Below are 25550 nucleotides of genomic sequence, written 5' to 3'. Positions count from 1 at the left end.
CGCCTCAGCGGGTATTTACCTCTTTGCGATCAGTTCACGCCCGATGCGTTTCGGCGGCTCTCTGCGCAGAACGATGGCCGTCGTGACCGAGCCATAGCGCGCAATGGCATCGACGATGCTTTCAAGGTCGCCCGGCGTGGGAACAATGACTTTCAGGTGAAAACAATCCTCTCCTGTCAGCCTTAGAACCTCAATGATCTGCGGCATCTCGGAAAATTGCTTCAAGCATGTCTTGATATGCTCGTGCGTGGTGCGCAGGCGAATGACGGCCATCATACCAAGCCCAACTGCGGCGGGGTCGACGACGGCTCTGTACGCCTCGATGATGCCGCGTTCTTCAAGCCGTTTGAGACGCTCCGACGTGGCCGGCTGGGAAAGACCGACTTTCCTTCCGAGCTCGGAGACGCTGATGCGTCCATCATCCTGCAAGACTTCGATGATGGCGATGTCGGTTGGATCAAGATCTGGACTACTATCGATGCGCTTTGCCATCAACCTTCAATCTATCGGATTATCCGGTACTTTTCCGATAGATGCCAATTTGGTTCGCAGGTGTAAACCGCCATACTTCCGCTGAAACGAAGAAGAGGCGAGATATGACCGAATTCATTCATTTGCCGGGCATCGGCAATTCCGGAAACACACACTGGCAGAGCCTTTGGGAGAATGCCAATCCAGCCATACGCCGTTTTGCACCGACGAGCTGGGATCAGCCGGATCTTTCCGACTGGATCGAAGCCTTGGAGCAAGCGGTGCGCAGAGCGAAAACGCCACCTGTTCTCGTGGCGCATAGCCTCTCCTGCCTGCTTGTAGCACATTGGCATCAGCGGACCCCTTTGCCGATCAAGGGAGCGTTCCTCGCCGCCGTGCCAGACCCTCTTTCTCCGAGCTTTCCTGCGGACGCTGCAGGCTTTGCAGATGTGCCGCAAGCGCAGTTCGGCTTTCGATCGCTGATCGTCGCAAGCACCAGCGATCCCTATGGTTCGCTGCCCTACGCCGAAACGCGAGCAAAGCAATGGGGTAGCGAGTTGAAAATCATCGGCGCTGCCGGCCACATCAATGGCCAAAGCGATCTGGGTGACTGGCCGGAAGGTCTGGCATTGCTGATGGATTTCGTGAGCCGCGCGTAGCAGGCACCGCTCGATCGAGGAACCGAGGTTCCTCATCGCCGCAGCCGATCAGCTGAACGAGCGTACCAGGCTGCCGACGAGCAGGTTCCAGCCGTCGATCAGTACGAAGAAGAGAATCTTGAAAGGCAGCGAGATCGAAGTCGGCGGCAGCATCATCATGCCCATCGCCATGGTGATGGTTGCGACGATGAGGTCGATGACGAGGAACGGCAGCACGACGAGAAAGCCGATCTCGAAACCGCGGCGGATCTCGGAAATCATGAAGGCCGGGATCAGCACGCGGTAGTCGATCGGATCTGATGTCTGGATATTCTGGCCGCGTTCACGCGCCAGATCGACGAAGAGCGCCAGATCCTTGTCGCGGGTATTGGCCGCCATGAAGGTGCGGAAGGGTTCGGCGATGCGCTGGACCGCCTCAGTCTCGTTGATCTGGTTGGCAAGCAGCGGCTGCACGCCGTTCTGCCAAGCCTGATCGAAGGTCGGCGACATGACGTAGAAGGTCATGAACAGCGACAGCGACAGGAGGATCATGTTGGAAGGCGTCGAGGAGAGGCCCATCCCTGAACGCAGGATCGAGAAGGCGATGACGAAGCGCGGGAAGCTCGTCACCATGATCAGGATGCCCGGCGCGACCGAAAGAACGGTCAGCAGGCCGAAGGTGCGGATGATCCAGGCGGCAACGGAGCCATCGACCGGCACATTCAATAAATCGGTCGGCAGCTGCTGTGCCACCGCCAGTTCCGGTACCGCCATCATGGCGGCAAGGAAAACTATGAAACGAATCATTCGATGACAAAGGTCCTGAACATGACCTTCGATACCCGCCCTTGCGAGCGCAGGTCAACACGTTCCTGGATGTCATCCTTGAGATATTGAAAGCCCCGCGGCCCCTCGATCTGCTGCAGGGAAACCGTTCTGATATAGGCGAGGATATCCTGGTGAATGTCCTCGGCGACCTTGACGTCGGGCGGCCCGTTGAACAGCAGCGCGACTTCGAGTCGGACCCAGTTTTCCGAAGGGTAGGCGAGGTTCGATGTAATCGGCTCGAGCTGGACGACGTTGTTGGCCTCGGTCGAGATGCGCGCCAGACCTTCCTCGGCCTTCTTCTTGGCATCGGCTTCCTTGGCCTGCTCCACCTCCTTGGCGCCCTTGATTTCGGGCGCGACGATCGTGCCGACCGCCCAGCCGCCGCCGGCGCCGAGGAGCGTCAGGACGGCGATGCCGATGATCGTCACCAGCGGGCCGGATTTCTTCTTCGATTGACCTGCGCTTACGTCTTCGTCTGCCATCGTCGTTCGGCCTCAAAGCGGCGAGAAAAGATCGACGGCCTGCTGGCCGCGCGGAGGCTGCTGCACTTCCATCAAGCGACCGCGGCCGCCATAGGAGATGCGGGCTTCGGCGATCTTGTCGTAGGAGATCTGGTTGTCGGCGTTGACGTCCTGCGGACGCACGATACCGGCGACGTTCAGGATGCGCAGCTCCTGGTTCAGACGGACTTCCTGCGAACCCGAGATGACGAGGTTACCGTTTTCGAGAATGCCGGTGACGACGGCCGCAACGAGAAGGGTGAGCTTGTCGGTGCGCTCGATCTTGCCCTTGCCGTCGGTGCTGGTGTCGGAGCCATAGGTCAGATCGGTCTTGGATTCGGGCGTCCAGCCGAAGATCTGAGCATTGACGTCCCAGTTCATGCCGCTCGAATTTTTGCGGCTGCGGTTGGTCTCGTTGTCGAAGGAGGCCTTGTCGTTGATCTGGATGTCGACGGTCAGGATGTCGCCGACGTTCAACGCGCGTGCATCCTTGAAGAGCGCGGCCTGCGAATCGCTCCAGAGCGAATAGCCCTGCGCCACGGCGCGCGGCTGCTTCGGATAGAGCGCCATCTGCGGGGTCTGGCCGTAGGCGAGGCCGCTGCCGATCGGGCTCATGGCGGGCGCACGGCCGATCTCGCTGACTGCCGTCGGGGACTGGCAGCCCGCAAGGAGTGCGAGGGCGGCGATCGCGGCCGGGAAACGCATATTCATGAAGGATCCTTCGACGTATTGGGATCGGACGCACTGGCGATGACGCTGGCGATGGCCGCGGCCTTCTTCGAGTCCATCTCGTTGAGGATGAGGCTCGACTGGCGCGGGCCGAGCCGCATGATCACGGCCGACGCCACTTCGATGTTCATATCCTGCAGCTGCAGTGCTGCCGCATCCGGCTTCATCTTCTTGTAGATATCGGTGAGGCCGGCTTCCGCCTGCTTCAGGAAATCGTCGCGCCGCTTCAGCCAGTCCTGATATTCGGCCTTGCGCCTGTCCATCTCTTCCATGCGAGCGTCGATGTCGGCGCGGAGCCTTTCCAGCTCCTGTTTCTGCAGCAGGTAGCGCTGGTCGCGGGCGGGATCGGCGATGTTGGTGCAGAATTGCTTGATCTCGTCCTGAGACGTGATGTCTCCCTCCGGATGCTCCTGTGCGAAGGCGCCCGGGATCGACAGAAGGACGAGGCCGGCTGCCGGCAGCGCCAGGCGGCGCAGCAGCTGCAGCACGGTCATGTCAAGATTGAGGATCGTCATCATTGCAGCACAAGCTCCGCCTGCAGGGCGCCCGCCGACTTGATGCCCTGGAGAATGGCGATGATCCCATCCGGTTTCACGCCGATATTGTTGAGGCCGGCGACAAGGGTCCTGAGGTCGGGACCGTCGATGATGGCAACGCGCCCACCGGTTTGCTCAGCCGCGATATCGGTCTGCGGCTGGACGGCGGTCCGCCCGCGCGAGAAGGGTTCGGGCTGGATGATCTGCGGCGTCTCGGTGACCTGAACCGTCAGAGTGCCGTAGCTGACGGCAACCGGCGAGACGCGGACATCGGAGCCGATGACGATCGTTCCGGTGCGCTCGTTGATAACAACCTTGGCCGGCGTATCGGTTTCGACGATGAGGTTTTCGACGTCGGCCATCAGCCGGGTGAGATCGGCCGTGCGCGGTTTCTGGATCACCACTTCCTGCGAATCCTTGGCTTCGGCGACCGGGCCGCCGAAGCGCGCGGAGGCATAGCCATTGACGATGTCGGCAATGCGGATGGCCGTCGAGAAGTCGGGATTGCGCAGCTGCAGGACGAGATTGACCGAATCCTTGAAGTGGGATGGCAGTTCGCGTTCGATGATCGCGCCGCCGGGCACGCGGCCGGCGGTGGTGACGCCTTCGGTCACCGTCGCCGCCTGGCCCTGCGCCTGAAAGCCGGAGACGATAACGGAGCCCTGGGCGACAGCGTAGATCTGGCCGTCGGCGCCGGAAAGCGAGGTCATGACGAGCGTGCCGCCACGCAACGAGGTCGCATCGCCGAGCGAGCTCACCGTAACATCGAGACGGCTGCCGGGGCTTGCGAAGGGCGGCAGGTTGGCGGTGACCATCACGGCCGCGGTGTTCTTCGCGTTGGACTGGCCGCCCTGTGTCGAGATACCGAGATTCTGGAGCATTGCCCGCATCGACTGCTCGGTGAAGGGCGAGGAACGGAAGCCGTCGCCGGTTCCCTGCAGGCCGACGATGAGGCCGTACCCGATCAGCTGGTTATCGCGGCCGGCCTGAAGCGAAGCGATATCCTTGATGCGGGACGTCAGCGCCCAGGCGGGCGCCACCTCGGCCAAACTCATGGCGACGACCGCAACAAAGGTGACGATACGGAAGAACAATTTCATTTCGCCCTCACATGGATCGTGCCGTCCGCAAGCACCGTGCCGCTGACGATGACGCCGGAATCCATATTACGTGCACGGACCACCTGCCCCGTCGCACCGTCTTCGAGCGGCGTGCCGGCGGCGGAGATCGTCATTGCGCCGAGAGAGAAGACCAGGCGGATCGAAGAGCCGCGCGTCACCGTATAGGGCTCGCGCAGAGCTGAAACCGAGATCGTGCGGCCCGGCAACAGCGTGCGTTTGGAAACCAGACCTTCGACCTGCGAAATCGATTTGGCATAATCACCGGCGAGGTTGGGGTTGGTGACCTCGACCTCCTGAAGCTGGCTGCCCGACAATGTGTCGCCGGGGTAGATGATCGTCGTCGGGACGACGGCATAACCCATGCCGGCATCCGCGTTCACGGGCAAGATGATGCCCGCGAGTGCGATCGTGGCTGCCGCCACCCATCCTGAGATGTGTCCTGCCCGGCAAAACATCATGTTTCGGCCCTTCCCTTTACTTCAGGTTCTTGCTGACGATGGAGGCCATTTCATCAGCTGTCGTGATCACCTTGGAATTCATTTCGTAAGCACGCTGAGCCGATATCAGCTCGGTGATTTCCTTCACCGGGTCGACGTTCGAGGATTCCAGATAACCCTGCTTCATATAGGCAAAGCCTTCCTCGTCAGGGTTGCCGACGACCGCCTCGCCCGAGGCCGGCGTTTCCTGGAAGAGATTGTCGCCAATCGGCTGAAGACCGGCTTCATTGACGAAATCGGCAAGCGTCAGCTGTCCAAGAACGGTCGGATCGGTCTGGCCCGGCAGCTTGGCCGAGACCTCGCCGGAGCGGCTGATGGTCAGTTCGGTCGAACCCTGAGGGATGGTGATACCAGGCAGGACCTCATAGCCGTCGATGGTGACGAGCTGGCCCTGGTCATTCTTGTTGAAAGCGCCGGCCCGGGTATAGAGCGTGGTGCCATCGGTCGACTGGATCTGGAAGAAGCCCTTGCCGATCAGCGCCACGTCGAGGTCGTTGCCGGTCTGCGTCAGTTCGCCCTGGAGATGCAGATTGCGGACCGCGGAGGTCTGGACGCCGAGGCCGATATTGGCGCCTTCAGGAACAACGGCCTGGTTGGCCCGGTTGGCGACGCCCTTGGCGCGTTCGGTCTGGTAGAGAAGGTCGGTGAACTCGGCGCGGGCCCGCTTGAAGCCTGTCGTGTTGATGTTCGCAATATTGTTGGCGATGACTTCCAGATTGGTCTGCTGGGCATCCATGCCCGTTGCTGCGATGGCGAGCGCTCTCATGTGTTCGTCCTCAAATCAGTTACATCTGCATCTTGGTGACTTCGAGAAAGGCCGAAACGACCTTGTCGCGGATGGCAATCGCCGTCTGCAGCGTCTGCTCGGCCTGGAGCATGGAATCGACGACTTCACGGGTCGTCGCCGTGCCCTTGATGCCGGCGAAGGACATGCTTTCGGCACCCTTCAGGCTGCTGACCGCATCGGACGCCATGCCGCCCAGGACCGAGGCGAAGCTCAGGCCATTGGCAGCACCTGCGGTGCCCGGCATGGTCGTTGCGGCGGACGAGGCGGAATTTTCGGTGTCGACGGCGCCGAGTGCGCGGGTCATCGAAAGATTGCTGACATTCTGGACGCTGCTGATCATTGATTATTGGCTCTTCAGAAGATCGATCGTGGACGAGATGAGGTCGCGGGTCTGCTTGATGGTCTGCAGATTGGCATCATAGGAGCGATTGGCTTCACGCATGTCGGCCATCTCGACCAGGATGTTGACGTTCGGCAATTTGACGACGCCCTTGGCGTCCGCCGCCGGATTGCTGGGGTCGAACTCGGTGCTGAAGTCGCCTTCGTCGACGCCGACCTTCTTGACGTTGACGGTCTCGACACCGCTGGTGCGATCCATCTGCTGGCCGAAGGTGATCGTCTTGCGGCGATAGGGGTCGGCGCCGGGCGTGTCACCGGTCGAGCGGGCGTTGGCAATGTTTTCCGAGACGATGCGCAGGCGCGTCGATTGCGCCTCGAGCCCCGAACCGGCGATTTTCATAGCTGCGGAAAGCGGATCCATGACAATTACTTCCTGACGGTCATCAGCATCATGCGGTTGAAGGAGCTGACCAGCGAGGTGTTCAGATCGTACTGGCGCTTGATGTCACCCGACTTGGAAAGCTCCTCGGCCAAACCGACGGTGTTGCCGGATTCTTGAATGCCGATCTCCTGGTCGAGGGCCGCTTCCTTGACGTCGATATCGCCGCTGTCGCTGAAATCGTTGCCGCTGAAGTGCGCCGGATTGGTGCGCGCCATGGTGATGTCGGATCTGTCCAGCACGGCATCGAAGGGCGTGACGTCCTTGGCGCGGAATTTCGGCGTATTGGCATTCGCGATGTTGCCGGCAACAACCTGCTGACGGATCGTCAGCCATTCCGCCTGTCGCGAAGCCAAGTCGAAAAGTTGGATCGGTTGCATGAGAACTCTCCGTTTTTACTATCCGGAACCTAGAGCGGTAATCTTGCGTGGGACTTACGGGAATTCGGGCTTCGAGGCGCTTCGCCGAAGGCCGCCATAGAAAAGGGCTCCTGCCGGTTTGTGGCGGAGCCCCTCTTGTCTTCGGCCTTTGCGAAGAGGTTCAATCGTTCTTGTAGATATCGCCCTTGGAGGTGATGATCACCCATTTGCCCTCGCGCTGCTCGATCATCGCCAGGCGGCTTTCGTCGGGCAGGACCGAGCCGATGCGCACCACATACATGCCCGAGGGATCCTCGATCAGCGCCCGGCCGTTGGACACGTGCAGAAGGCGGAAGGAAGACTTGCCCGGGAAAGGCTGGTCTTCCAGCATCGCGCCGCCGTCACGCTGCTTGCCGAGATCGGAGACCGTCGCCGTCGTCAGCGGATCGACCGGCGGAGCCTTCTTGGTCGCCTCGTTCTTGTTGACCATGGCCAGCGGTGAGACGCTGAAGACGTTGCGGGCGGGCCAATCCGGCAGTTCGCGCGAATTGCTGCTGGTGGCGACATTGATGCCGAACTTGTCCGCATTGAAGAAAACGTACCAGGGGAAAAAGGCGGAGGCGCCGGCAAGCGCCAGGCCGGCGAAGGTGAGAAACCGATCCAGAGTGGCGGTCTTCTTGCGCTGCGTCAGGGAAGCGATGCGTTCATCGTCGAAATCAGCCACGACTATCTCCTCTGCATGGGTGCGCCCTGATTGCCCATGCCGGCCGCAGCCTTGAGCGCGCCGGCGAGATCGGCAAAAGCATCGACCGAGTCGCGATCGCCTGGGGACTGTTTCAGGACGTCGTAAATGATGGGGACCTGCTTGACCGCCATGTCGAGATCGGGATCGGCGCCCTGGCGATAACCGCCGATCAGCCGCAGGTCCCTCGTTTCCTCAAAGCGGTGGATCAATACCTTCAAGCGCGACACCAGCTTTTCCTGATCCGGCGTCCAGGCCTTGCGGGCAAGACGCGAGATCGAGGCGAGCGGATCGATCGGAGGATAGCGCCCTTCTTCGGCGAGACTGCGCTGCAGGACGATATGGCCGTCGAGAATGCCGCGCGTCGAATCGGCGATCGGGTCGTTGTGGTTGTCGCCATCGACGAGGATCGAGATGATGGCGGTGATCGTGCCAGCGCCCTCCGGGCCAGGACCGGCGCGTTCGAGCAGGCGCGGCAGCTCGGTGAAGACAGAGGCGGGATAGCCGCGGGCGATCGGCGGTTCGCCGGAGGCGGTGGCCACCTCGCGGATCGCATGGGCAAAACGGGTGACGCTGTCGACGATAAAGAGCACGTTCTCGCCCTTGTCGCGGAAATGCTCGGCAATGGTGACCGCCGTCAGCGGCGCCATCTTGCGCAGCATCGGGCTTTCGTCGCTGGTCGCGACGACGGCAATCGCCTTCTTCATATTGCTGCCGAGCGTATCCTCGATGAACTCGCGCACCTCGCGGCCGCGTTCGCCGACGAGCGCGATCACCACCTTGTCGAAGGCATCGGCGCGGGCAAGCATGGACAGAAGCGTCGACTTGCCGACGCCGGAGCCGGCAAAGATGCCGAGACGCTGGCCGAGGCAAAGCGGAGAGAAGATATCGATCGCGCGTACGCCGGTCTTGAAGCCCGTCGCCACGCGCTGGCGCGTCATCGAGGGTGGCGCGGTGTTGGAAATCGAGCGACGATCGAGTCCCGCGGCGATCGGACCCAGCCCGTCGATCGGCTCACAAAGCGAATTGACCGTGCGCCCGCACCAGCTGTCGGACGGCGAAATGCGGAAGGCGCCCTTGCGAATGACCGTGTCATGGATGCCGATCGGCTCACCCGGTTCGATCGGGCAGACATAGATCAGGTCCGGCTCGACACGCACGACCTCGCCGAGATGGATGCCGGTCGCCGATTTATGGGCGACGAATTCGCCGAGACGAACGTGACGGGAGAGACCGCGGACCGTGTAGTGGCCGGCAGCGATGGTCTGGACGCGACCGCCATGAGCGACGGCGAATTCCGGCGATGCGTATCGGTCGACGAGACCCGCCAGATGCACCAGCTTCGGGGAAAGACCGTCTTGGGACAGTAGCGTGGTGCTCATTACTTAGCGGCTGCCCCCCAGCGTCTGTACGGCCTGCTTGAACGAATCCTCGCTGTCGCGCATCAGCGAGGAGATGCTTTCGAAGGCGCGGTTGACTTCGATCAGCTGAGTGATCTCGCGCATGGCGTTAACGTTGGAATTTTCCAGATAACCCTGCTCGACGCCGACATTGAAGCGGTCGACGACGGCGCGCGGCTGGTCGGTAGTCATGATGCCGCTGTTTTCGTAGCGCAGGTAACCCTTGCTGATATCGGCCTCGAACAGGCCAAGCGAGCCGACCTGGCGATCGCCCTGATAGATGATGCCATCGCTGCCGACCGCCGGCTCGCCCGCCTTCGTATCCAGCTGAATGGGCGCGCCGCCGGCATCGAGAACGGGATATCCCCGGATCGAGACGAGTTCGCCGGTTTCCTTGATCGTGAAACGGCCGTCCCTCGTAAGCACACGGCCGGCTGGCGTATCGAGCGCAAACCAGGCATCGCCCTTGATGGCGAAATCGAGCATGTTGCCGGTGTGCTGCAACTCACCGTTCTCCTCGTTCAGGTAGTCATTGCCCTGGGAAACGAAGGCGACCTTGGTGTTCAGCTTGTTCTTGGTGGCCGCCACCATCTCGTCGAACTTCACCTCGGTGGCGCGAAAACCGGTGGTGTTCACGTTCGCCATGTTGTCGGCGATGGTGTTCAGGCGCTTTTCAAGCGCCATCTGCGACGACAGAGAAACGTAAAGACCGGATTGCATGTCTGTAAGCTCCAAGCATTGGCGATGAACTGTACGAAAAGCCGGGCGTCGTCTGATCTGGTTCGGCCGGAATTTCGCTGAGGCGGCATCTCAGAAACGGGCGCGAGCGCCCATTCGTCTCCTTTAGATTGGCGGCAGATGCTTGCGCGAAGCTGGCACGTGGAAATGCCCAGGACCGACCCTTTCATCAGCCTCACGCAAGGCAGAAACCCTATCCGTCTCGAAGAAAAGCAACGTTCAGATTGGGCTGACGATGAATATCATTATCGGATTTATTGTTGTCTGCGGCTGCATCGTCGGCAGCTTCATGGCGATGGGCGGCGAAGTGGATGCGCTGTTCCAGCCCTTCGAATTTCTCATCATCGGCGGCGCCGGCCTCGGCAGCTTCATCATGGCGAACCCGATGAAGGTGGTGAAAGATTCCGGCAAGGCGCTTGCAGAGGCCTTCAAGCACGCCGTGCCGAAGGAGCGCAATTATCTCGATACGCTCGGCGTACTCTACTCGCTGATGCGCGACCTGCGCACCAAGTCGCGAAACGAAATCGAAGCCCATATCGACAATCCTGCCGAATCGACGATCTTCCAGCAGGCTCCGACGGTTCTGAAGAACAAGGAACTGACGGCCTTCATCTGCGATTACGTGCGGCTGATCATTATCGGCAACGCGCGCAGCCACGAAATCGAGGCGCTGATGGACGAAGAGCTCAACACCATCATGCACGACAAGATGAAGCCCTATCACGCGATCCAGATCATGGGCGATTCCTTCCCGGCGATCGGTATCGTCGCGGCCGTTCTCGGCGTCATCAAGGCGATGGCCCACATCAACGATTCGCCCGAGGTGCTCGGCCATCTGATCGGTTCGGCGCTCGTCGGCACCTTCCTCGGCATTCTCCTGTCCTACTGCGTCTGCTCGCCGCTGGTCTCTCAGATCAAGGTCGTCCGCAACAAGCAGCATCGCCTCTACGTCATCGTCAAGCAGACGCTGCTTGCCTATATGAACGGCTCGGTGCCCCAGGTCGCTCTCGAATACGGCCGCAAGACCATCTCGGCCTACGAACGTCCTTCCATCGATGCAGTCGAACAGGAAATGATGAACCCAGGCGGCGAGAACAAGGCGGCTTAAATGACCATGAGCGATGCTTCGCATGACAAACCGGCAATGGATCCCGCCCTTCTCGCCAAGCTGACCGGCGGGCTCGGAGACAGAGGCAGGGTCGCCAAGATCTGCAGCGCCTTCGGGGATGTCTACAGCGAGTTCTTTCCCGACGTCATCAAAAGCGAGACCGGCCTCGACGTGACCGTCAGCTATCTCGGCTGCGAAATCGGCTACAAGAACCACCTGGTGGACGACCTCAGCCACAACGTCACGCTCGTCGACGCGACGCTGCGCAACTGGTCTCAGAACGTCGCGCTTGCCTGCGGCAACGGTTTCATCATTACGCTGATGGAACACCTGCTCGGTGCCACCGCCGATACGATCGAGGAGCCGGCCGAGCGGCTGCTCTCGGTCATCGAACTCGATCTGGCGGTCATGGTCTTCGACAAGATCGCCAAGGTGCTGCGCTCGGCGGTAAATGCACCGGGTGGTTTCGAGCCCAGTCTTTCGGCCCCGCACGCTCATGACGCCCGCCCCCGGCCGGCGGAGGACAAGTCGGACGAATTTGCTGCCGCCATCAATATGTCGATCACGCTCGCCGGCATTGTTTCGGAATTCTCACTGATCATTCCACAGACGGCGCTGCTGAAGACCAAGGTGACGCCGCCGAAGCCGAAGCGTCAGGCTGCCGGCGCCTCGCCTGAATGGAGCGAACAGCTCGGCGACCAGGTGCGCCGCTCGCATGTCACGCTCGAGGCCAGGATCAGGCTGCAGGATCTGACGCTGCGGACGATATCGAAGCTGATGGTCGGCGACGTCATCCCCTTCCGCGACAGCGGCGACGTGCGCGTCGAGGTCAGCGCCAACAGCAAGGAATTGTATGTCTGCGAGTTCGGCCGCTCAGGCGAAAACTACATGGTTCGCGTCAAGGATACGATGAACTCGGATGACGAACTCATCCGTCATTTAATGAATTGATCGGTTCTCTGGCTTCTGGGCTGCAAAGGCAGTTTGAGGCAAGTTTCAACTGGAATAGTGATTTCATGGCAACGAAGAAAACACAGCAGAACAGTGACCTCTCCCTGGATATGCCGGGCAGCGAAGCCGATCTCGACCAGGCGATCGACGATCTGCGCGGCGTGCTGAAGAATGCCGATAGCGACCTGTCGCAGTTTGGCGGCGAGCTGGAGAATGACGGCTTCGCGGCAGGAACGGATCTGGCCGCCTTCGGTGGCGAGATTTCGGATTCCCCTTTCGGCGGCGATGATTTCGGCGGCGATTTCGGCGCCGGCAATGCCAGCCCAGCCGCAGGCATGGATTTCGGCGGCAGCTCTTCGTTCGAGGCGTCATCGGCGCCGCTCGGCAGCGCGCTGACCTCGAACTTCGAGCTTATCATGGACATTCCGATCGATGTCCAGATCATGCTCGGCACCAGCCGGATGCAGGTCTCCAGCCTGATGAACCTCAACGAAGGAGCGACGATCGCTCTCGACAAGAGAATCGGCGAACCCGTCGAGATCATGGTGAACGGCCGCAGAATTGCACGCGGCGAGATTACGGTTCTTGATAACGACGACACCCGATTCGGCGTGAAGCTGATAGAAGTTTTGAGTACGAAAAAAGCCTGATCCCTGTGGGGACGGAGAGGTTAGACCATGATGGACTTTGACGATTTCGGCGGCGCGCTAGCCGGGAAACCGTTGACCCAGGCTGAAAAGGCGGCGGCGGTCCTTCTCGCCATGGGAAAGGGTGTCGCCGGCCGCCTGTTGAAATATTTCACCCAGGCCGAGCTGCAGACTATTATCGCATCTGCCCAGTCGCTGCGCGCCATTCCGCCGGACGAGCTCCTGTCGCTCGTCTCCGAGTTCGAGGACCTCTTTACCGAGGGCGCCGGACTGATGGACAATGCCAAAGCGATCGAGGCCATTCTGGAAGAAGGCCTGACTCCCGACGAGGTGGACAGCCTGCTCGGCCGCCGCACGGCCTTCCAGGCCTACGAGACCTCGATCTGGGATCGCCTCAGCGAAGCCGAGCCGGCATTCGTCGCACAGTTCCTGCTGCGCGAACATCCGCAGACCGTCGCCTATATCCTTTCGATGATGCCCTCCTCCTTCGGCGCCAAGGTGCTGCTGCAGCTTCCCGACAACCGCCGCGCCGACATCATGAACCGGACGGTCAATATGAAGGCCGTCAGCCCGAAGGCGGCGCAGATCATCGAGAACCAGGTGATGACGCTGCTTGCCGAAATCGAGGCAGAGCGCAACGCTGCCGGCTCGACGAAGGTCGCCGATCTCATGAACGAGCTCGACAAGCCGCAGGTCGACACGCTGCTCACCTCGCTCGAATCGATCAGCCGCGAATCGGTCAACAAGGTTCGGCCGAAGATCTTCCTCTTCGAGGACCTTATGTATATGCCCCAGCGCAGCCGCGTCCTGCTGCTCAACGACATTTCGACCGACGTGCTCACCGTATCGTTGCGCGGCTCGCCGGCCGAGATCCGCGAATCGGTTCTGTCCGCCATCAGTCCGCGCCAGCGCCGCATGATCGAATCGGATCTGCAGAGCGGCATGGGCGGCGTCAATCCGCGTGAGATCGCGATTGCGCGCCGTGCCGTGGCGCAGGAAGCGATTCGCCTGGCCAACTCAGGCCAGATCGAGCTCAAGGAGAAAGAAGGCGAAGCTTCGGCCGCCGCCTGACCTTCTGAGACTGTTGACAAATCCGGCCGGCAAACAGCCCGCTGTTGATCGCCGCGCCACAGGCGACTACCCTTCATCGATAGGCCGCGCTCTATGGCGTGTCGCAGAACACTCGGTTTCTGCGGCGCGCCTCAGGTTTTTGTTTTGACGCATCTCGTCATCCCAAAATCGCTGCCCGGTTCGGGGTGGCATGCATGAGCTGCGGCCTGTTTTTTGACGGAGGGCCGCGACTTGGCAGATGATGACAAGGACAGCAAAACAGAAGCCCCGACCGCGAAAAAGCAAACGGATGCCGCGGAAAAAGGCAATGTGCCGTTTTCGCGCGAGCTGTCGATCTTCGCGACCATCCTCGCCACTTTCATCTATCTGGTGTTCTTCCTTCCCGATAGCGTCGGCCGCATGGGCGAAACGCTGCGCGACATTTTCGAGCAGCCCGACCAATGGAAAATCGAGACAGGCCCGGACATTCTGGCGCTCTTCGTCCGGCTCGGCTGGGCGAGCGCGGCGCTGCTGGCACCCGCCTTCATCCTGTTCATGGTCTTCGGCATCGCCTCCTCGATATTCCAGAACCTGCCGACGCCTGTGCTCGAACGGATCAGGCCGCAGGCCTCTCGCATCTCTCCGGTCAAGGGCTGGTCACGGCTCTTCAGCCTGCCCGGCCTCGTCGAGTTCGGAAAGTCACTGTTCAAGGTGGTCGTCGTCGGCGTCGTCCTGTTCTTCGTGCTCAGGAGCGAATATTTCGGCTCGATCGACGCCATGTTCTCCGATCCGCAGACCATCCTCGTGCGGATGATGACGGCGATGCGCAAGATCATCATCGTCATGCTGATCGCCACCGCGATCGTGGCGATCGCCGATCTTTTCTGGACGCGCCATCACTGGTTCACCGAACTCAAGATGACGCGCCACGAGGTGAAGGAAGAAAACAAGCAGGCGCAGGGCGACCCCTTCGTCAAAAGCCGGCAGCGCTCGCTGATGCGCGACCGCGCCCGCCGGCGCATGATCGCCAACGTGCACCGCGCCACGCTTGTCATCGCCAACCCGACGCACTACGCCGTGGCGTTGCGCTATGCGCGTGAAGAGAACGACGCGCCGGTGGTTCTGGCCAAGGGCCAGGACCTGATTGCGCTCAAAATCAGGGAGATCGCCGAGCAGAACGGCATCCCGGTGTTCGAGGACCCGCCGCTCGCGCGCTCCATGTTTGCGCAAGTCTCGGTCGATAGTGTCATACCGTCAGTCTTCTATAAGGCCGTTGCGGAGCTCATACACAGGGTTTACGCCGCAGACGCCAAGAACAAACGGGTAAGATAAGCCGAATGAAAAAATGCCCTCACTCTGCCCAGCGTGAAAAGATCCTCGCAGACGCGATCAGCCCGGTCGCAACCGAACTGCGCCTTCTGGATGCCTCTGACCTCATTTCACTGCTGCGCTTCGAGTATTACGGCAATCTGGCCGATCTCGTCGCTTCAGCGGCGGAGCTTTTCTTTCATCCGGGCACGGTCAATTTCGGCCTCGGCGGAAACTATACGCTGGAATGGGGCGGCAAGCCCGAAGTCGTTCTCGACCTGGAAATCAAGCCGCGCGGCGTCACCGTCTATGCCCAGCTCACCCTTGCCGACAATCATGCCGGCATCGAAATCAACCACATCGCCTTCGAGGACCCCTCCTCCGATCCCGACGAGAACACGGCCTTTCTGGAAAAGAGCCTTCGGCGATCCCGCTACAGCGTGAAACCGCCGCATGCGCTCGCCAGCTGATTTGCCTCAGGGCAATTTCGCCGTCTTACACAAGAAGAGTGCAAGGCGCCGGTTCAGCTAATGTAGCCGAGCCGGATCGCCTTGGCGATCGCCTGGATGCGATTGACGGAATCGAGCTTGATGGTCGCCGAGCCGAGATAGGCATTGACCGTGTGCACGGACAGGCCGAGCTTTTCGGCGATCTCTTCGCTGATGCGGCCATCGCCGGCAAGCTGGAGACAGGCGATTTCTCGTTCGCTCAGCGCTTCGGCGGCGGCCGAGCGGCGTTCGTCGAGCGAGAGCAGATCCATCATGACGTGGCAGCAGCGACCATGCAGCTCGACGATCGTTTCGCTTGAAGGATCGATATCATCGCCGGTGAAAAGGATGAAGCCATTGCCGAGGGCGCCGAGCCGCACCGGGAAGGCAAGGCCGGAGAAAGGCAGAATTCCATCCTTCAGGCGCGTCATGAAGGGCGAGAAATCCGCCGGACCGGGAGCCGCCCGGTCATGAGCGCCGGCCCATGAAACCGGCAGCAGCGACTTTTCGATATGATCAAGAAGAATATCGCCATAGGCATCCGTGAAGGCCTTGGCAAAACCGGCATTCGAAGGTCCCCAGTTCTCGAGCTCACAGACAAGGCGCTGCTTTGCCGGCAGTCCCGAGCCGCTGACACGGTAGATCGCGAAGCCTTGCGCGTCAGCGAGCTTCTGCATCGCGATCAGCCGCGGATAAAGATCCGAACGGCTGGAAATCCTGTTCACCCGAACCATGCGCAGCGGATCGGCGCCGTTCATCGCCCTGCTTGATGGATGTGCCATGGATTCCCCTATACGAGATTGTTGCGGACCGCGAAGGCAATGGCCTCCGACCGGGTCTTGGTCGCCGTCTTGCGCATCACGCTGGTGATGTAATTGTTGATGGTATTGCGGGATATTCCGAGAATCATCGCGATCTCATCGCTGGTCTTGCCCTCGGCGATCCAGAACAGGCATTCCAGCTCGCGGTCAGTCAGTTCGAAATCGCGGTCGACCTTTGCGCCGCCGCAGCGAAGGAAGCTTGCGACGTAGCCGGCAAGCAGTCCCACATCCCGCAGGCGCTCCGGCGACAGGATGAAGCCTTCGCCGAACAGGAACATCAAGGCGAGCCGCGAGCGGCCGACATTGAAGGTCAATGAGCAATATTGGCGGCTGGCACCCTCCGGCACATCGGCGCCTTCGGGCAGAAGCGCGAAATTCGGCTGGAAAACCTGCATGCATTTTTCCAGCTCGGTCGAACGGGCATAGGTGCTGACGAGATCATTGGCGACTTCCTTGACCAGATCGAAGGGCCAGTCGGAGGAAACGATGAAATCCAGGCCGCTTTCCTGGATGAGATCACAACGCGCCAGAAGATAGTGCGAGGCACCGACATATTCCGTCAGTGCACGCAGGCCGGACTGCAACCTGCCAGTGCTGGCGACCCCGTGCAGGCGCTGGATCAGCTCGTCACGCGGCAACAGAGCCGGCGCCACTGCGCTTGCGAAACTCATCATCTGCCTCTCGCCTTTGCTCGCCAGAGCTATGTTCATATCCATCGGCAACGTCCTGCGGCTGAGAAGCGATCACACTCGGTGCAACTGCACTTTTTCTGCAAAGGATTCAATTCGGTCCCGCGAATCCTATTTCGAATCACCTAAGGGTAAGCCAGCCGATGTAAAGTACCATCTCCGACTTCTAGGGATTTACTTTCGCCGCCGTACATGCCTTGATTCGAATGCCGATTATGCGCCTCGACATATATAGGCGAGGCTAAGGTGATTCTGGCTGTGCCGCAACGTTATTCGCGTTTTACGCGAGTGAACCACACAGTTTAATTCGCCTCTGCTGAAGCCCGCCGTGACCCTTGAGGCCCAGCCGGCGCCTTGCCGGGATCGACACTGTTCCGTTGCCCGACAAAGCCTGGCGCCGACACGAAAAGGGCCGGTTTCCCGGCCCTTTCTCATGCTGCGTCGTCGATCGCCCATTTCCTGAGGATTTTGGCGGCGCGCTCCTCGTTGATCTCGACCATGCGGGCAAGCTTTCGTTCCGGGCCCTCCTTGACGCGGCGGTTGAAGTTGCCGTCGTCGTCGCCGAGGCTGAGCAGATCCTCGGTGCTGTCGAAGCCGAAGTCGGATCCGAAGCCGTCCATGAGAGCGCCTCCGGGCGCTCCTGCCGCAGGTGCGAAGTCCGGGAGCTCGAGACCGGCCGCTTCGGGCGTGGCGTCGCCGATAACCGCGCCGTTGCCGCTGACGCTGCGTACCAGCGGCCGCAGCCCCATCCAGACCACCACGAAGGCGACCGCGACGAAGGCGAGGGAGTTGATGATGCCGGCAAGGTTGCGGCTCAGCATATCCATGACGCGGACACCGCCGGTGGCGTCTTCCAGCAGCTGGTTCTCGAGGAAGTCCATCGCCGTGACGGTGACGACGTCGCCGCGCTTGGCGTCGATGCCGGCCGCCGATGCGACGATCTTCTGCATTTCGGCGAGATAAGCGTCGATCTTGGCCTGGTCGGCGGGCTCGCCGACCATCTTGGCGATGCGGCCCTTGTTGACCACGACGGCGATCGAAAGCTTCTCGACCTGATAGCTGTTGCGGGTCGTCGCCGTCGTCTTGCTGTTGATTTCGTAGTTGGTCTGCTCTTCGCGCTTATCCGACTTGTCCTGTGATTCCGGGCCGCCGGAGCCGCCGGCATCAGGGGCCGCCTGGGGAATGTTCTGTTCGACAGTCGTCGCGTTGTCGGACTGCCTCTGCTGCGACTGCTGGGCTTCCTTCGTCGAACGAACCGAACGTTCGACCTTGGATTCGGGATCGTAAACCGTCTCCTGGATCTGTTGAGCATCGGTGTTGAGGTCGGCGGTGACGCTGGAGCGGAAGTTGTCCATGCCGAGGAAAGGCGCTAAGGCCTTGTCGATGTTGGATTCGACTTCCTGCTGAACATTCTGGACGATGTCGAGCGAACGGTTCAGCGAGCTGTTGCTCGCTTCGTCGCCGGACGCGAGCAGCTGGCCGGCAGAATCAAGAATCGTGACGTCATCGACATCAAGCCCCGGCACGGCCGAGGCGACGAGGTGACGGATCGAGGTCGCCGCGCCGCGCCCGGTGGCGGCGCTGGCGCGAATCATCACGGAGGCGGTCGGTTTCTGCTCCGCCTTCCGGAAGTTTCCGACCTCCGGCATGACGATATGGACGCGCGCGGCCGTTATGCCCGAGATCGACTGGATGGTGCGTGCGATTTCGCCTTCCAGCGCTCGAACCCGCGTCACTTCCTGCATGAAGGAGGTCAGGCCGAGGGAGCCGACGTTGTCGAAGAGTTCATAGCCGGCATTGGCGCTGTTCGGCAGACCACGCTCGGCAAGCATCAGGCGGGCCTTGCCGGTCATGCCAGCCGGAACCGTGATGCTGGCGCCGTCCGTGCCGACCTGGAAATTGATGTTGGCTTCGGCAAGCGCCGTGCTGATCTGGTTGAGATCGGGAGCGTCGAGACCGACATAGAGCGTTTCTTGGGCCGGTTTGTTGACGAAAAGGGCAGCCGCAAGGATGATTGCGATGGAAACGGCGCCGACGCCTCCGAGAATCATCAGGCGTGTCCGGCCCAGGGCGCCAAAGTTCTTAAAGATCTGAACTAATTGATTTAACAGATTCATTCTGTTCTCGCACGATCCGTCAAAGACAAAGGAGGCTTATTGCCTCATCCGACGAATAATCGGCGAAACTTGTGCGAGCGTTTCGTAAGGAGCGCGCGAGAGCGAAAGGCTGAAGCATGTCGCGCAGCGATTTTGCGAGAACGACGTGCGTGAAAGGGACCTGAGGCGCGAGAAGCGGCGTTGAAAAACTGCGCGCTTCAGAAGAAGTCGAAGTCGCCGGCGGCCTTGCTCAGCGGCTGCGAATGACCGTGGCGCGTCGAGCCGCCCAGCGCCTTCTGCATCTCCGCCAGCTTGACGAGGCTGAGGGCGGTCGCGACGTCGACCGTCCAGCCGAGCGGGATTTCGCCGGTGATGGTGTCGATGAATTCGGCAAGGCCGCGTGACTTCTGCACGGCCAGATCGATGCCCTGCATGACCTTCATGGCGTCAGGCGAATTCAGAATTTCAGCGCCGCCTAGTTCGAGAAGCTGCGGTTCGATGCGCTCGATCAGGTAGGCCACATCGTGGAGTTCCGAAACGATGCGCATCAGGATGTCGCTCAGCGCTTCGACAGGCGCGGGCGGCTCCATCACCGGAGTAAATGTCATATGAAAATCCTCGCCATCAAAAAAATTCGATACTGGTTTCGGCGGGCTTCTGCGGAGCGGCGGGACGCTGCTGCTCGAGAGCGACGGTTCTCTGCGTTTCGGCGCCGGTCAACGGGTATTGCCGGGCCCGACCGGAGACCGGCCAATATTCGAGCTTGCGCCCGTGCTCTCCGCCTGTGGAGGAGCCGACCACCGGAATGCCTTCATCCCTCAGGAACTGCATGGCGAAGGTCGCATTCTGCTCACCGACATTGGAGAAAGTCGAGATCGTCTTTGCGCCGCCGAAGATCTTTGCCTCCAGCCGGTCGCGCCGGGCGCCCTGCTTCAGGAGACCGTTGATCAGCAGTTCCATCAGATGCACGCCGTAGCGTGTGGCATCGCCGCCTGATGTCGGCGACGTCGCCGAACCGGGCAGCAGAAAGTGGTTCATGCCGCCGACACCGGCGACGGGATCTCTGAGGCATGCAGCCACGCACGAGCCGAGAATGGTCGAGAGGACCGCATTCGGATCGCTCAGAACCTTGTACTCGCCTTGAATGATGTGCACGCGGCGGGCTGCCCCCTCAACGATCATTTCAAAGCTCCAAACACGGCTTCAATGGCCGCTTTCATCTTCTCGATCGTAAACGGCTTGGCGAGCACGTTGTTGGCGCCGAGCTGAGCCGCCTTCTGCACCAGCGCGCGATCGCCCTGGGCGGTGAGGATAATGAAGGCCGCCTTCTTGGTGTTTGGATTGGTGCGCACGGCCTGAAGGAAGCCGATGCCATCCATCTTCGGCATGTTGAAATCGGAGATCACCAGGTGGTGCGGCTGCTCGGTCATGATCTTCATGCCCTGCTCGCCGTCGCCTGCGGATGTGATCTGCTTGAAACCGAGCTGGGTCAGCGCGTCGCTGAGCAGCAACCGGCTCGTTACCTGATCATCGACGATCAGAACTTTGATTTTCTCCGCGATCGACATTATTCGGTCCCTTCCTTTCGGGCGGCTGTCAATTTCAATATTTCTTCACCGATGGCAGTCAGTGGCAGCTGCTGCTCGACGGCGCCAAGTTCGTGAGCAACCCTTGGCATTCCGTAAACGACGCAGGTTTTTTCGTTCTGGCCGAGTGTTCTGGCGCCCGCGTGGCGCATTTTCAACAATCCGGCGGCGCCATCGCGGCCCATTCCGGTCAGAATCACGCCGACGGCGTTGCGGCCTGCGAGTTCCGCGACCGAATCAAAGAGCACGTCCACGGACGGGCGGTGACCGTTGACCGGCGCCCGGTCGACGAGACGGCAGCACGGCGCGGAGCCGCCGCTGACCTGGAGATGACGTTCGCCGCCCGGCGCCAGGTAGATCTTGCCGATCTCGAGACGGGCGCCATCGGTCGCTTCCTGCACCACCGGCGCGCAGAGACGGTTCAGCCGTTCGGCGAAACTCTTGGTGAAGGTCGGCGGCATATGCTGAGTGATGACGGTCGGCGGGCAATTTGCCGGGAATTTCTGCAGCACGGCGATCAGCGCTTCGACGCCGCCGGTCGACGAGCCGATCGCGACGATCTTGCGGCCGACGCGGAAATCGGCGACGGAGGGCGGGGGCGTGACAGCGGCGGCCGGTTGGGAGAACTGACGCTGCGTGCGCGCGGCCGCCTTGACCTTCTCGGCGAGATCGCCGAACGGCCTGGGTTCGCCGGGACCGGGCTTGCCGACGCAATCGAAGGCGCCGATCTCAAGCGCCGCAAGCGTCGCTTCGGCGCCGCGATGCGTCATCGTCGACACCATGATCACCGGCATCGGCCGCAGCGTCATGATCTTTTCAAGGAAATCGAGGCCGTTCATATTCGGCATCTCGATGTCGAGCGTCACGACGTCCGGATTCAGCCGCTTGATCGCCTCGCGCGCTTCCAGTGCATCGCCGGCCTGGCCGATGACGCTGACTTCCGGGTCGGAGCTCAGCACTGCGGTAATCAGACCCCGCATGGTCGGCGAGTCGTCAACAACGAGAACTCTTGCCGGAGCGCTCATGCCTTCCTCCCGAGACCCTTGGTCGTGTAGCGATAGGTCGTGATGCCGATATTGTCGAAGACGTGCTTCGCCTCACCGGAGACGCGCTCGGAATGGCCGATATAGAGATGGCCGCCCTCCGGCAGCAGGCCGGCGAAACGCTGCCAGATCTTCATCTGCGTCGGCTCGTCGAAATAGATGACGACGTTGCGGCAGAAGATGACGTCGAACTTGCCCTTGAACGGCCACTGCGCCATCAGGTTCAGCTCATTGTAGGTGATCAGCCGCTTGACGCGGTCGTCGACCTGGAACTTGCGCCGGCCCTGCACCTCGACTTCGCTGAACCATTGCTTGCGCATGGCGGGCGACACGGTTTCGAGCGCGCTCTCGTCATAGGCACCGGCCCGGGCGATGGCGAGGATTTTCGGGTCGATGTCGGTCGCCAGGATCTTAAAGTCGTAATCGGCGACATTCGGCATCAGCGACAGCACGGTGAGCGCGATCGAATAGGGTTCCTGCCCGTCGGAGGAAGCGGCCGACCAGATGCGCACCCTGCCGCCCGCTCTCGCCCGCTGCAGCAGCTCCGGCAGCACATGATCGCGCAGATGCTCGAAATGATGGTTTTCCCGGAAGAAGCGGGTGAAATTGGTCGTCAGATGCGACAGCATTTCGCGGCGCGGCGCCGCCCCCGCCGGCGACGCGACGAGGTCGCAATATTCCCGGAAGCCGGAAAGGCCGAGATTGCGGATATGTTTCGACAGACGCGAATAGACGAGCGAAGCCTTCGTCTCGTTGAGGAAGATGCCGGCATCCGAGTAGATCATGGCGGCGATTTCCGTGAGGTCGCGGCGGGTCAGCGGATATTCTCCGCTCGCCAGCACCTCGTCGGCTCCCAGCCTCTGATCCTTTGCACCCATTGCACTCATGCGGCTTCGCTTTCGGTCTCGGAAAAGAGGGCTTCAAGTTCGATCAGGCAGATCATGCGCTTGTCGATGGCAAGAATGCCTCGGGCAAATTGGCGCTCGAGGTCGGAGGAGATTTCCGGCGTCGGCTGAATGATCTCGTCAGTCACTGTCAGAATGTCGGAGACGGCATCGACCAGGAGGCCGACGACCTTGCGACGGACCTGGGCGACGATGATGACATGACGAGCTGTGGGATCGGCCGGCTTCATGCCGAGGCGGGCGGCGAGATCGATGATCGGCAGCACCGCGCCGCGCAGGTTGATGACACCAAGCATATAGGCAGGCGAGTGCGGCATCGCGGTCGCCGGGGTCCAGCCCCGGATTTCGCGAACCGACATGATGTTCACGCAAAATTCCTGATCGCCGATGCGGAACGCGATCAGCTCGCGGTTCCCTTCGTTCAGACTTTTCACGGAATACGACATTGCCTTATCCTACCGCTGCCAATGACATTTCCGCTTTGAGCGACTGGCCGCGCGAAGCGCCGACAACCGCGTCGACGTCCAGGATGAGAGCGACGCGCCCGTCGCCGAGGATGGTGGCGGCGGCAATGCCCGGCACGTGGGTGTAGTTGGCTTCCAGGCTCTTGATGACCACCTGGCGCTGTCCCTGGATGGCATCGACCATCAGGGCGCGCTGGCCGCCGCCTTCGGATTCGACCAGAAGCGCCACACCCTCGACCGGATTGGCCTGAGTCGCGCGGAAATTCAGGATGCGGCCGACGTCGACCAGCGGGCAGAAAGAGTTGCGGATCGAGATCAGCCGGTGGTTGGCGCCGAAGGAATGGATCGCGGAGGCTTCCGGCTGCAGGGTTTCGACGATCGCGGTCAGCGGCACGACCAGCGTCTGGCCGGCGACGGTGACCACCATGCCGTCGAGAACGGCGAGCGTCAGCGGCAGGCTCATGGTGAAGACCGAGCCGTGGCCCGGCTTGGAGGTGATGTTGATGCGGCCGCCGAGCGCCTGGATCGAGCGCTTGACGACGTCCATGCCGACGCCGCGGCCCGATATGTCGGAGATCTTGTCTGCCGTCGAGAAGCCCGGAAGGAAGATCAGGTTATCGATTTCCTCATCCGACAGGTTGGCGTCGGCCGGGATGAGATCGTTGTCGATCGCTTTCTGGCGGACCTTCTCGCGGTTGATGCCGGCGCCGTCGTCGGCAAGCTCGATCAGGATGCGGCCCGAACGGTGCTTGGCGGTGAGGCGAACCGTGCCTTCGGTGTTCTTGCCGGCGGCGGCGCGCTTTTCCGGTGTTTCGATGCCGTGGTCGACGGCATTGCGGATCATGTGGGTCAGCGGCTCGGCCAGCTTGTCGATAACCGTCTTGTCGACTTCGGTATTCTCACCTTCGGTGATCAGGCGGATCGACTTGCCGGTCATGTCGGCGATTTCGCGGACGATACGCGACATGCGCTGGAAGACCGGCTTCACCGGTTGCGCGCGGATCGCCATGACCGAGTCCTGGATCTCACGGGTGAGCTGCTGCAGCTCTTCCAGGCCCATGTTGATCGAGGAGGTGCCGGTCGTATCGTTTTCGATGACGCTCTGCGACAGCATCGCCTGGTTGATGACCAATTCGCCGACGAGATTGATCAGCCGGTCGACGCGGTCGAGATCGACGCGGATCGTCTGGCCGGCGCCGGCAGCATTGTTCTGGGCGGCGGCATTGGCCGCGGCGGCTGCAGCCGATTCCTTCTTCTCGACGCGGGAGGCGGCGGCCGCCATCTGCGTGACGTTGGAAGCAGTTTCGGCGGCGGCAACGGCAGCGGCCGTGTCTTCGGACCGTGCAGCGGAAACGCCTTCCGTTGCGTCGGTCTCGTCCAGGATCGACAGGTCGAAGGGAACCGGCACCATCGGCAGTTCCTCGTTGCTCGAAACGTCGCCACCGGTCTCCTCGACCGGCTTCACCGTCAGTTCGCAATCCCACTCGGCGAATTCGAAGACGGCACGGATGGCATCCTCGCCCTTGTCGGTCTTGAGCGTGACGTTCCAGAAGAAATAGGCAGCCTCCGGATCGAGTTCCTCGAGGCCCGGCAGCTCATCCGTATTGCAATAAATGGTCATTTCACCGAGGCGCGAAAGGTCGCGCAGCAGCAGGGTGGCGTCATTACCCTTCGAATAGAGTTCGTGGCGCGGCTTGAAGGTGATCTCGTAGGCCGGCAGGCCGGTCTCTGCGCCGTCCTCATCACCGAAATCGTCGAAGGAAAAGGGGATTGGCTGGAAGCCGCTGTCGTCGGTCGGCTTGGGGGCCGACGCCGGAGCGGCCGGAGCCGCCTTTGCGGCGGCCTTGGGCGCAGGCGCTTCAGCCGAAGGAGACGGCAGCTCACCATTGGCCAGCGCTTCCAGCTCCTTGACGAGGCCGCGGCTGCGGCTCTCATCGACGCTGCCGCCGTCGCGTGCGGCATTGGTCAGGTCGGCGAGCACGTCGGCCGACTTCAGCATCACCTTCAGGACGTCCTGGTTCGGCTCGAGCTTGTTGGAACGAACGCAATCGAGAGTGGTCTCGAACACATGGGCGAAGGCAACCAGATCATCAAGGCCGAAGGCGCCGGCGCCCCCCTTGATCGAATGCACGGCACGGAATACCGCATTGACGGTTTCCGGGTCGCGATCGCCATCGTTCATTTTCAGAAGACCGGATTCCAGCTCGGCGAGCTGTTCCTCGCACTCCTGGAAAAAGATCTCTTTGATTTCGTTCATATCCATAGGAGCA

General features: G+C 61.2%; 31 protein-coding genes. 7 read left to right on the top strand and 24 right to left on the bottom strand.

The genetic code is table 11. From position 1 onward, the window contains the following. Positions 1-15: 15 nt before the first annotated feature. Positions 16-492 (bottom strand): Lrp/AsnC family transcriptional regulator, encoded by a 477-nt coding sequence (locus AMK00_RS03540; RefSeq protein ID WP_064809600.1) that lies wholly within the window; start codon positions 490-492, stop codon positions 16-18. A 104-nt stretch (positions 493-596) separates the two neighbouring features. Here AMK00_RS03540 and AMK00_RS03535 point away from each other — a divergent pair, with 104 nt between their 5' ends. Continuing rightward, a complete protein-coding gene (locus tag AMK00_RS03535; protein WP_064800684.1) occupies positions 597-1130 on the top strand; it encodes an RBBP9/YdeN family alpha/beta hydrolase in 534 nt (177 codons plus the stop codon). A 48-nt stretch (positions 1131-1178) separates the two neighbouring features. Here the strand turns inward: AMK00_RS03535 and fliP are convergent, their stop codons facing one another. From fliP to flgF, 13 genes are all read right to left on the bottom strand, one after another. Continuing rightward, complete coding sequence (gene fliP, locus AMK00_RS03530) at positions 1179-1916, bottom strand: flagellar type III secretion system pore protein FliP (protein WP_064800683.1); 738 nt, start codon at positions 1914-1916, stop codon at positions 1179-1181. Then, positions 1913-2419, bottom strand: a complete 507-nt coding sequence (locus tag AMK00_RS03525) for a flagellar basal body-associated FliL family protein (RefSeq protein WP_064800682.1) — start codon at positions 2417-2419, stop codon at positions 1913-1915. The genes fliP and AMK00_RS03525 overlap by 4 nt, the downstream gene beginning before the upstream one ends. Before the next feature lie 12 nt (positions 2420-2431). Beyond that, positions 2432-3148, bottom strand: coding sequence for a flagellar basal body L-ring protein FlgH (gene flgH, locus AMK00_RS03520; protein ID WP_064800681.1), 717 nt, complete (start codon positions 3146-3148; stop codon positions 2432-2434). Next, positions 3145-3684: a MotE family protein gene (locus AMK00_RS03515; protein WP_064809599.1), complete on the bottom strand. Its 540-nt coding sequence runs from the start codon at positions 3682-3684 to the stop codon at positions 3145-3147. The genes flgH and AMK00_RS03515 overlap by 4 nt, the downstream gene beginning before the upstream one ends. Continuing rightward, positions 3681-4802 (bottom strand): flagellar basal body P-ring protein FlgI, encoded by a 1122-nt coding sequence (locus AMK00_RS03510; RefSeq protein ID WP_064800679.1) that lies wholly within the window; start codon positions 4800-4802, stop codon positions 3681-3683. Before AMK00_RS03510 ends, AMK00_RS03515 begins: the two co-directional genes overlap by 4 nt. Continuing rightward, on the bottom strand, positions 4799-5281 hold the full coding sequence (gene flgA / locus AMK00_RS03505) for a flagellar basal body P-ring formation chaperone FlgA (protein ID WP_064800678.1): 483 nt from the start codon (positions 5279-5281) through the stop codon (positions 4799-4801). Before flgA ends, AMK00_RS03510 begins: the two co-directional genes overlap by 4 nt. 16 nt (positions 5282-5297) lie before the next feature. Continuing rightward, positions 5298-6086 carry a flagellar basal-body rod protein FlgG gene (flgG, locus tag AMK00_RS03500; RefSeq protein WP_011424026.1) on the bottom strand — a complete coding sequence of 263 codons (789 nt, stop codon included), beginning with the start codon at positions 6084-6086 and terminating at the stop codon, positions 5298-5300. A gap of 19 nt (positions 6087-6105) precedes the next feature. Continuing rightward, a complete protein-coding gene (locus tag AMK00_RS03495) occupies positions 6106-6447 on the bottom strand; it encodes a flagellar hook-basal body complex protein FliE (RefSeq protein WP_064800677.1) in 342 nt (113 codons plus the stop codon). Between the two features lie 3 nt (positions 6448-6450). Continuing rightward, positions 6451-6867, bottom strand: coding sequence for a flagellar basal body rod protein FlgC (gene flgC / locus AMK00_RS03490; RefSeq protein ID WP_064693821.1), 417 nt, complete (start codon positions 6865-6867; stop codon positions 6451-6453). Between the two features lie 5 nt (positions 6868-6872). Further along, complete coding sequence (flgB, locus tag AMK00_RS03485; protein ID WP_011424023.1) at positions 6873-7265, bottom strand: flagellar basal body rod protein FlgB; 393 nt, start codon at positions 7263-7265, stop codon at positions 6873-6875. 160 nt (positions 7266-7425) lie between these two features. After that, complete coding sequence (locus AMK00_RS03480; RefSeq protein ID WP_064800676.1) at positions 7426-7968, bottom strand: hypothetical protein; 543 nt, start codon at positions 7966-7968, stop codon at positions 7426-7428. A gap of 2 nt (positions 7969-7970) precedes the next feature. Next, on the bottom strand, positions 7971-9368 hold the full coding sequence (gene fliI, locus AMK00_RS03475; protein ID WP_064800675.1) for a flagellar protein export ATPase FliI: 1398 nt from the start codon (positions 9366-9368) through the stop codon (positions 7971-7973). Positions 9369-9371: 3 nt separating this feature from the next. Further along, positions 9372-10106, bottom strand: a complete 735-nt coding sequence (flgF, locus tag AMK00_RS03470; protein WP_064800674.1) for a flagellar basal-body rod protein FlgF — start codon at positions 10104-10106, stop codon at positions 9372-9374. Positions 10107-10359: 253 nt separating this feature from the next. Here flgF and motA point away from each other — a divergent pair, with 253 nt between their 5' ends. The 6 genes from motA (at position 10360) to AMK00_RS03440 (ending at position 15658) form a co-directional block, all read left to right on the top strand. After that, complete coding sequence (gene motA / locus AMK00_RS03465) at positions 10360-11232, top strand: flagellar motor stator protein MotA (RefSeq protein WP_020920386.1); 873 nt, start codon at positions 10360-10362, stop codon at positions 11230-11232. Next, a complete protein-coding gene (locus AMK00_RS03460; protein WP_064800673.1) occupies positions 11233-12183 on the top strand; it encodes a FliM/FliN family flagellar motor switch protein in 951 nt (316 codons plus the stop codon). A 65-nt stretch (positions 12184-12248) separates the two neighbouring features. Beyond that, positions 12249-12833 carry a flagellar motor switch protein FliN gene (gene fliN, locus AMK00_RS03455; protein WP_064800672.1) on the top strand — a complete coding sequence of 195 codons (585 nt, stop codon included), beginning with the start codon at positions 12249-12251 and terminating at the stop codon, positions 12831-12833. 27 nt (positions 12834-12860) lie between these two features. Continuing rightward, the gene (gene fliG, locus AMK00_RS03450) at positions 12861-13901 is read left to right on the top strand and encodes a flagellar motor switch protein FliG (protein WP_064800671.1); all 1041 of its coding nucleotides are present in this window, start codon (positions 12861-12863) and stop codon (positions 13899-13901) included. 231 nt (positions 13902-14132) lie between these two features. Continuing rightward, the gene (flhB, locus tag AMK00_RS03445; protein WP_064800670.1) at positions 14133-15212 is read left to right on the top strand and encodes a flagellar biosynthesis protein FlhB; all 1080 of its coding nucleotides are present in this window, start codon (positions 14133-14135) and stop codon (positions 15210-15212) included. Positions 15213-15217: 5 nt separating this feature from the next. Then, positions 15218-15658 carry a hypothetical protein gene (locus AMK00_RS03440; protein WP_064800669.1) on the top strand — a complete coding sequence of 147 codons (441 nt, stop codon included), beginning with the start codon at positions 15218-15220 and terminating at the stop codon, positions 15656-15658. A gap of 53 nt (positions 15659-15711) precedes the next feature. Here the strand turns inward: AMK00_RS03440 and visR are convergent, their stop codons facing one another. The 10 genes from visR to AMK00_RS03390 form a co-directional block, all read right to left on the bottom strand. Continuing rightward, on the bottom strand, positions 15712-16458 hold the full coding sequence (gene visR / locus AMK00_RS03435; RefSeq protein WP_064809598.1) for a transcriptional regulator VisR: 747 nt from the start codon (positions 16456-16458) through the stop codon (positions 15712-15714). Positions 16459-16466: 8 nt separating this feature from the next. Then, on the bottom strand, positions 16467-17213 hold the full coding sequence (visN, locus tag AMK00_RS03430; RefSeq protein WP_064800667.1) for a transcriptional regulator VisN: 747 nt from the start codon (positions 17211-17213) through the stop codon (positions 16467-16469). 404 nt (positions 17214-17617) lie between these two features. Beyond that, positions 17618-19303, bottom strand: a complete 1686-nt coding sequence (gene fliF / locus AMK00_RS03425) for a flagellar basal-body MS-ring/collar protein FliF (protein WP_064809597.1) — start codon at positions 19301-19303, stop codon at positions 17618-17620. 197 nt (positions 19304-19500) lie between these two features. Next, entirely contained in the window at positions 19501-19890 is a 390-nt protein-coding gene (gene cheT / locus AMK00_RS03420) for a chemotaxis protein CheT (RefSeq protein ID WP_064800665.1), read from the bottom strand. Positions 19891-19906: 16 nt separating this feature from the next. Next, positions 19907-20464, bottom strand: a complete 558-nt coding sequence (cheD, locus tag AMK00_RS03415; protein ID WP_064800664.1) for a chemoreceptor glutamine deamidase CheD — start codon at positions 20462-20464, stop codon at positions 19907-19909. Beyond that, positions 20461-20850, bottom strand: a complete 390-nt coding sequence (locus AMK00_RS03410) for a response regulator (protein ID WP_004672258.1) — start codon at positions 20848-20850, stop codon at positions 20461-20463. The genes cheD and AMK00_RS03410 overlap by 4 nt, the downstream gene beginning before the upstream one ends. Next, a complete protein-coding gene (gene cheB, locus AMK00_RS03405; RefSeq protein WP_064800663.1) occupies positions 20850-21893 on the bottom strand; it encodes a protein-glutamate O-methylesterase CheB in 1044 nt (347 codons plus the stop codon). The genes AMK00_RS03410 and cheB overlap by 1 nt, the downstream gene beginning before the upstream one ends. Next, a complete protein-coding gene (gene cheR, locus AMK00_RS03400; protein WP_064800662.1) occupies positions 21890-22798 on the bottom strand; it encodes a protein-glutamate O-methyltransferase CheR in 909 nt (302 codons plus the stop codon). Before cheR ends, cheB begins: the two co-directional genes overlap by 4 nt. Next, the gene (locus tag AMK00_RS03395; RefSeq protein WP_064800661.1) at positions 22795-23262 is read right to left on the bottom strand and encodes a chemotaxis protein CheW; all 468 of its coding nucleotides are present in this window, start codon (positions 23260-23262) and stop codon (positions 22795-22797) included. The genes cheR and AMK00_RS03395 overlap by 4 nt, the downstream gene beginning before the upstream one ends. Positions 23263-23266: 4 nt before the next feature. Beyond that, entirely contained in the window at positions 23267-25543 is a 2277-nt protein-coding gene (locus tag AMK00_RS03390) for a chemotaxis protein CheA (RefSeq protein WP_064800660.1), read from the bottom strand. Positions 25544-25550: the final 7 nt, after the last annotated feature.

The sequence above is a fragment of the Rhizobium sp. N621 genome (genome assembly GCF_001664325.1).
GTDB lineage: Bacteria > Pseudomonadota > Alphaproteobacteria > Rhizobiales > Rhizobiaceae > Rhizobium > Rhizobium esperanzae.
Note: the sequence above shows the minus strand (reverse complement) of the source record. Positions and strands in the feature narration are given on the sequence as shown.

What these genes read in the sequence shown, in the direction of transcription:
- AMK00_RS03540 (WP_064809600.1), bottom strand. Translation starts at nt 492, where the DNA reads ATGGCAAAGCGCATCGATAGTAGTCCAGATCTTGATCCAACCGACATC.
- AMK00_RS03535 (WP_064800684.1), top strand. Translation starts at nt 597, where the DNA reads ATGACCGAATTCATTCATTTGCCGGGCATCGGCAATTCCGGAAACACA.
- fliP (WP_064800683.1), bottom strand. Translation starts at nt 1,916, where the DNA reads ATGATTCGTTTCATAGTTTTCCTTGCCGCCATGATGGCGGTACCGGAA.
- AMK00_RS03525 (WP_064800682.1), bottom strand. Translation starts at nt 2,419, where the DNA reads ATGGCAGACGAAGACGTAAGCGCAGGTCAATCGAAGAAGAAATCCGGC.
- flgH (WP_064800681.1), bottom strand. Translation starts at nt 3,148, where the DNA reads ATGAATATGCGTTTCCCGGCCGCGATCGCCGCCCTCGCACTCCTTGCG.
- AMK00_RS03515 (WP_064809599.1), bottom strand. Translation starts at nt 3,684, where the DNA reads ATGATGACGATCCTCAATCTTGACATGACCGTGCTGCAGCTGCTGCGC.
- AMK00_RS03510 (WP_064800679.1), bottom strand. Translation starts at nt 4,802, where the DNA reads ATGAAATTGTTCTTCCGTATCGTCACCTTTGTTGCGGTCGTCGCCATG.
- flgA (WP_064800678.1), bottom strand. Translation starts at nt 5,281, where the DNA reads ATGATGTTTTGCCGGGCAGGACACATCTCAGGATGGGTGGCGGCAGCC.
- flgG (WP_011424026.1), bottom strand. Translation starts at nt 6,086, where the DNA reads ATGAGAGCGCTCGCCATCGCAGCAACGGGCATGGATGCCCAGCAGACC.
- AMK00_RS03495 (WP_064800677.1), bottom strand. Translation starts at nt 6,447, where the DNA reads ATGATCAGCAGCGTCCAGAATGTCAGCAATCTTTCGATGACCCGCGCA.
- flgC (WP_064693821.1), bottom strand. Translation starts at nt 6,867, where the DNA reads ATGGATCCGCTTTCCGCAGCTATGAAAATCGCCGGTTCGGGGCTCGAG.
- flgB (WP_011424023.1), bottom strand. Translation starts at nt 7,265, where the DNA reads ATGCAACCGATCCAACTTTTCGACTTGGCTTCGCGACAGGCGGAATGG.
- fliI (WP_064800675.1), bottom strand. Translation starts at nt 9,368, where the DNA reads ATGAGCACCACGCTACTGTCCCAAGACGGTCTTTCCCCGAAGCTGGTG.
- flgF (WP_064800674.1), bottom strand. Translation starts at nt 10,106, where the DNA reads ATGCAATCCGGTCTTTACGTTTCTCTGTCGTCGCAGATGGCGCTTGAA.
- motA (WP_020920386.1), top strand. Translation starts at nt 10,360, where the DNA reads ATGAATATCATTATCGGATTTATTGTTGTCTGCGGCTGCATCGTCGGC.
- AMK00_RS03460 (WP_064800673.1), top strand. Translation starts at nt 11,233, where the DNA reads ATGACCATGAGCGATGCTTCGCATGACAAACCGGCAATGGATCCCGCC.
- fliN (WP_064800672.1), top strand. Translation starts at nt 12,249, where the DNA reads ATGGCAACGAAGAAAACACAGCAGAACAGTGACCTCTCCCTGGATATG.
- fliG (WP_064800671.1), top strand. Translation starts at nt 12,861, where the DNA reads ATGATGGACTTTGACGATTTCGGCGGCGCGCTAGCCGGGAAACCGTTG.
- AMK00_RS03440 (WP_064800669.1), top strand. Translation starts at nt 15,218, where the DNA reads ATGAAAAAATGCCCTCACTCTGCCCAGCGTGAAAAGATCCTCGCAGAC.
- visR (WP_064809598.1), bottom strand. Translation starts at nt 16,458, where the DNA reads ATGGCACATCCATCAAGCAGGGCGATGAACGGCGCCGATCCGCTGCGC.
- visN (WP_064800667.1), bottom strand. Translation starts at nt 17,213, where the DNA reads ATGGATATGAACATAGCTCTGGCGAGCAAAGGCGAGAGGCAGATGATG.
- fliF (WP_064809597.1), bottom strand. Translation starts at nt 19,303, where the DNA reads ATGAATCTGTTAAATCAATTAGTTCAGATCTTTAAGAACTTTGGCGCC.
- cheT (WP_064800665.1), bottom strand. Translation starts at nt 19,890, where the DNA reads ATGACATTTACTCCGGTGATGGAGCCGCCCGCGCCTGTCGAAGCGCTG.
- cheD (WP_064800664.1), bottom strand. Translation starts at nt 20,464, where the DNA reads ATGATCGTTGAGGGGGCAGCCCGCCGCGTGCACATCATTCAAGGCGAG.
- AMK00_RS03410 (WP_004672258.1), bottom strand. Translation starts at nt 20,850, where the DNA reads ATGTCGATCGCGGAGAAAATCAAAGTTCTGATCGTCGATGATCAGGTA.
- cheB (WP_064800663.1), bottom strand. Translation starts at nt 21,893, where the DNA reads ATGAGCGCTCCGGCAAGAGTTCTCGTTGTTGACGACTCGCCGACCATG.
- cheR (WP_064800662.1), bottom strand. Translation starts at nt 22,798, where the DNA reads ATGAGTGCAATGGGTGCAAAGGATCAGAGGCTGGGAGCCGACGAGGTG.
- AMK00_RS03395 (WP_064800661.1), bottom strand. Translation starts at nt 23,262, where the DNA reads ATGTCGTATTCCGTGAAAAGTCTGAACGAAGGGAACCGCGAGCTGATC.
- AMK00_RS03390 (WP_064800660.1), bottom strand. Translation starts at nt 25,543, where the DNA reads ATGGATATGAACGAAATCAAAGAGATCTTTTTCCAGGAGTGCGAGGAA.